General features: G+C 66.3%; 1 protein-coding gene. It reads right to left on the bottom strand.

What is annotated here, in order from left to right:
• Window positions 1–284, bottom strand: a 284-nt coding sequence (locus KIP79_RS46240) for a replication initiator (RefSeq protein ID WP_372453767.1), incomplete at its 3' end; no start/stop codon positions are given.
• Window positions 285–564: the final 280 nt, after the last annotated feature.

Raw genomic sequence — 564 nt, 5'->3', positions numbered from 1 at the left:
TGCCAGCCTTCCCGGCATTGAGCCCGCCGAAGGTCGCGCACCCGCTTGGCGCACGGCGGACACCAGCTCTCCCGCCAGCTCCCGCACGGCAGGTCGATCACTTCTACGGCACCGGTGACCACATCCTGACGACGCATCGGCACCGGCCGGACACACACCCCATGCTCGACCGCCAGCCGTTCGGCAATCGCCGGATCAACCACGGTCGGCAGGAACACCACCGACGCATCCGGGCGGGCCGAGACCACGCCCGCGACTTCCTGTCCGGGTAACTCGCGCAGCACAACAACTCTCCTGATGGCTGAAAAGGCTTTGATGACCAGCAGGCGAATCCGGCCGGAACCCGCGCATGCACACCAGCGCGCACATGCGGGCAACGACACCACCCAGGGGAGAGTGAGTGAGAGTAGGAACCGCCAGCAGAAACCGCTGAGAACGAATCCCGGACCAATCGGCCGGGCCTGGAAAGGGCTAACAGCCGCGCCTACGCGGCATCACCCGAAGAACGCATCCGCGCAGGTAGACCGGCAGCGGGACGCCACAGTGCATCACTCCTCATGTCGG

It is taken from the genome of Acrocarpospora catenulata, from assembly GCF_018476525.1.
In the GTDB taxonomy this organism is placed as follows: Bacteria; Actinomycetota; Actinomycetes; order Streptosporangiales; family Streptosporangiaceae; genus Acrocarpospora; species Acrocarpospora catenulata.
The sequence above is the reverse complement of the archived record's forward strand: the minus strand, read 5'-3'. Positions and strand labels throughout refer to the sequence as shown.